General features: G+C 43.4%; 4 protein-coding genes. All 4 read right to left on the bottom strand.

The features are described from left to right. On the bottom strand, window positions 1-183 hold a 183-nt coding region (locus tag PGX78_RS02665; RefSeq protein ID WP_270445283.1), incomplete at its 3' end, for a nitroreductase family protein. Window positions 184-292: 109 nt separating this feature from the next. Continuing rightward, complete coding sequence (locus PGX78_RS02660) at window positions 293-1,426, bottom strand: hypothetical protein (protein ID WP_270445282.1); 1,134 nt, start codon at window positions 1,424-1,426, stop codon at window positions 293-295. Between the two features lie 194 nt (window positions 1,427-1,620). Continuing rightward, on the bottom strand, window positions 1,621-2,415 hold the full coding sequence (locus PGX78_RS02655) for a protein-ADP-ribose hydrolase (protein ID WP_270445281.1): 795 nt from the start codon (window positions 2,413-2,415) through the stop codon (window positions 1,621-1,623). Between the two features lie 30 nt (window positions 2,416-2,445). Beyond that, window positions 2,446-3,486: a hypothetical protein gene (locus tag PGX78_RS02650; protein ID WP_270445280.1), complete on the bottom strand. Its 1,041-nt coding sequence runs from the start codon at window positions 3,484-3,486 to the stop codon at window positions 2,446-2,448. Window positions 3,487-3,551: the final 65 nt, after the last annotated feature.

Raw genomic sequence — 3,551 nt, 5'->3', positions numbered from 1 at the left:
GCGTAACCGTTCACGCACATCCTTATTCGTCACGGCAATAATAATAGCCGACTGCTGCCCTTTACCGCTAGGCGCATAAAGACCCGCTTCAATAACTTCATTAACCAAGTCCTGCGACGGCATATCCCCTTTAAACTTACGCACACTGCGTCGTTCTTTTAATACCTTTATTACATCATTCATGACCCTCATCCTTTCTCACGACAAAACTTCAATAACCATTTCGCTTTCAACTGTTATTATACTACAAACGCACTCACCCTCATAAAAAGCAAGTTCGTTAAATTCATACTTAATTCGATTCTTCATACTTTCTGATAATATGCTTCGTCTTTTCTACGGGATAAGGCACCTCATCGGCCGAATAATAGTCGATGCGTTCAATGCGCACAACCCGTTCGTCATTACTCGGACCTACAGGAACGACGACCAAATCGCCTTCTCTGTAAATGTCTTCATCGGCAATATAGCTGTACGTATAACTGCTGCGTGAAAAGGCTACTTGACAATAAATAAAATCCGTAGCCAAGCGCTTCGCCTTGGCATATGTATGACGATCAAACAGCTCTCCTATTCCGTAGGCGGAAATAAAGGAATAGATTTTGTTCATCAAATCGGGCCACATGGCGGGCAGGCTGCGTTTATCATATGATCCGGCAATCACCTGCATATCTCGTCTCTTCGTCATGAGCGTTACCGTATAGAGACGACGGTCCAAAGGATTATCTATGGCATCCGACGGATTTCCTTCAATCTTATCGAATCCGTCCGCATCGAGACTCTTCAGCAACCGACGCACGCCGTCTTCGACGTAATAACTGTTGGTCACGCGGCAACCTTCTGCAATTTTACGGGAAATTTCTACGGTCTGCGTCTCATAATCCACCGTCAAGACTTCATTATACGTCCACTTTAGCGGCTCTACATCAATATCCGTAGCACAGACGGTCGTCGTCCGCTCATATTCTATCTTCAAATACGTAATACAATCACGGTTCCCGTCAAAAACCCATAAATTGGAAATTCCCGTTTTTTCACGAACACAATCGGATAAACTTTTGTCATCGCTGAACAAATCCGTTCCCAGTCGTCCGATATAACGTGATTCACTGCCGTCCGTATCAGTCAATTTAACATCGTAAATACCCCCACTGATATCCAAGGGATATTCCGTCTCAGGAAATTCACACTCTTCAAAAGAAGAAAACAGCACTTCCGCAGCACCACCGAGTATCGTAAGGGTTCTGTCTTCTAACAACACCTTATTGTTACCCACATACCCGCACCGCTGTATACGTACCGTTCCGTCCAAGCCTATCGTCAATTGCTGGCGAAATTCACAACCGTCACCCGAAGACTCTCCGCAAGGAAGACTCGTATCAATCTCTATTTTCCGGATCATACCGTTTTCAAAGTTCCCTTCCATGCCGTCACCTGCTTTACCTCTTAATCTGAAAGATACGGATTCTATCTCGCCTTTAAATATATCAAATTTAAGTCTGACTGAACATCGGTTCATGTAGTTATCCGTAAGAAACGAAAAAGCATATTACTGAACTAACTACAACGCGTTGCTACTTCCTCTAAGTCATCGAAGTACATATTTTTATATAGCAATCTTTACCGCATGAGGGTTTCATAATATTTTTTATCTTCATTCTTAAACACATTAAAAATAATGCGTTCCATAGCATTCCCATGCGTTTCCTGCCAACCTCTTACGGTATTCACGGCAATCTCTGCCGCCGCCTCATTAGGGAAATGAAACACGCCTGTAGAAATACAGCAAAAAGCAAGACTTTTAAGACCTTCACGCATACATAAATCCAGAGTGTTCGTATAACAAGCGGCTAGCTCCGTTCTATGCTTCTGTGTAAGAGGCCCCGTTACGACAGGCCCGACAATATGAACAACCTTCTTAGCCGGTAAATTATACCCGTCCGTAAGTAGCGGTATAGCCGTAGGCTGTACATAGCTCTGCCCGTATTCTTGCTTTAATAACTTCATTTGCCTGTCACATTCTGCCCGCATTTGAACCCCTGCATAAGTTTGAATGCAGTTGTCAATACAATTATGGCCCGGCACAAAGCACCCGAGCATGGCCGAATTAGCCGCATTGACAATCGCATCGACAGCAAGTAGCGTTATATCACCTTGCCAAACAGACAAACCGTCGCGAATAACGGGAATGTCCTGGAATCCTATAATCCCCTTCTCCTCAGCCCGCTCACGCAAATACGCATCTTGGACAGCCAATACTTCAGCACTCATGGGTCCGGGCATACGAACATTCATAAGACCTCGCAACAATTGCCGTTTTCCGTCTCTATCTGCCGGTACACAGAGCTTTTCATATTCCTTGAACTCAGCCCTAAAAACCTCTATTAAAAAATCCAATCGTTCATCCTGTGTCATAACTGCCGCCTCACTTCACTAATGAACAGCCTACTCCCAAATCGTATGTTGTGTATATACTTCAAAGCGCCGCTCCCTATTATCACCAGAAAATTCAGTTTCTATGGTATATCGATTCCACAGTCCGTACGGATGAGTTTGCATTTTAAGGGAAAAGTATTTGTTTCCTTTATTTTCCTCATAGCTAACAGGGGAAAGTGAAAAAATATCCCTCATATCTTTTTTCTTCAACTCGTCGAGAGATAGGATCGCAATATATCTATCGTCTATTTTTACTCCATCAAACATCGCATCTCTTGATGACATACCGAAGCGTGTAATAATACAGTTTTTAACACGTCCCTCATCTTCACGAGCCGGCGTCAAGTTCACATATCCGCACAAGTTCCCGTCTTTAACAAGCCCTACTGTCTCGCCATAATAAAAGTGGTCATTTCTCTTGTTTTTAATAATATCGTTCTCTGTCTTTCCTGAAAAGGAAAATCCTTCATCAAGCAAATCTTGTGCCGTCGTTTGTCCGACTACAAGATTATATCCGTCTACCTGAACAACCGGAGCTTTCACGGGAAGTCCCGTTATACTCAATACTAAGGAGCAGACAAAGGCGGACATAAAAATCATGCCCTTCACGGCATTGGCAGCTGCCGACAAGGTAAGGTTATATGCCCACTTTCCCTTAGAAGGAAGCACCATATCTAAGATGATGGACCCCAAGCCTATGACCATTCTCAGGCCGACGACAATGGCAAACTCCGCATATGTCCAGAACAGCACCTTATCATTCGTAAAATACTTGTCCGAGAAAATAAAATATACGAAAACACTCGCAACCAATATCCCGACGATATAGATGTTGACTTCATTTAACGCCGCCCTGTCCGTAACATCTTCATATATATCACTGCCTCGCCCTTTTATGGCATGCCCTACTTTATACATCCACTTAGGCACGTCACGACCCTCTCGAACGGCTACGACAAGGCGAATATACAAAAATACGGTAAAAGATAAAGTAAGGCCGGCTATTATAAAAAATCCCAGACTCGAAAGAAAAAAGTTTATAATACTCACCTCGACTTTAACTACTTACCCTGTTATTCAAGACATAACAAAGTCGCCTATCGCTTCCTTACCGG

Source organism: Megasphaera sp. AF13-6AC, from assembly GCF_027685385.1.
Taxonomy (GTDB): Bacteria; Bacillota; Negativicutes; order Veillonellales; family Megasphaeraceae; genus Megasphaera; species Megasphaera micronuciformis.
The sequence above is the reverse complement of the archived record's forward strand: the minus strand, read 5'-3'. Positions and strand labels throughout refer to the sequence as shown.

What these genes read in the sequence shown, in the direction of transcription:
- PGX78_RS02660 (WP_270445282.1), bottom strand. Translation starts at nt 1,426, where the DNA reads ATGGAAGGGAACTTTGAAAACGGTATGATCCGGAAAATAGAGATTGAT.
- PGX78_RS02655 (WP_270445281.1), bottom strand. Translation starts at nt 2,415, where the DNA reads ATGACACAGGATGAACGATTGGATTTTTTAATAGAGGTTTTTAGGGCT.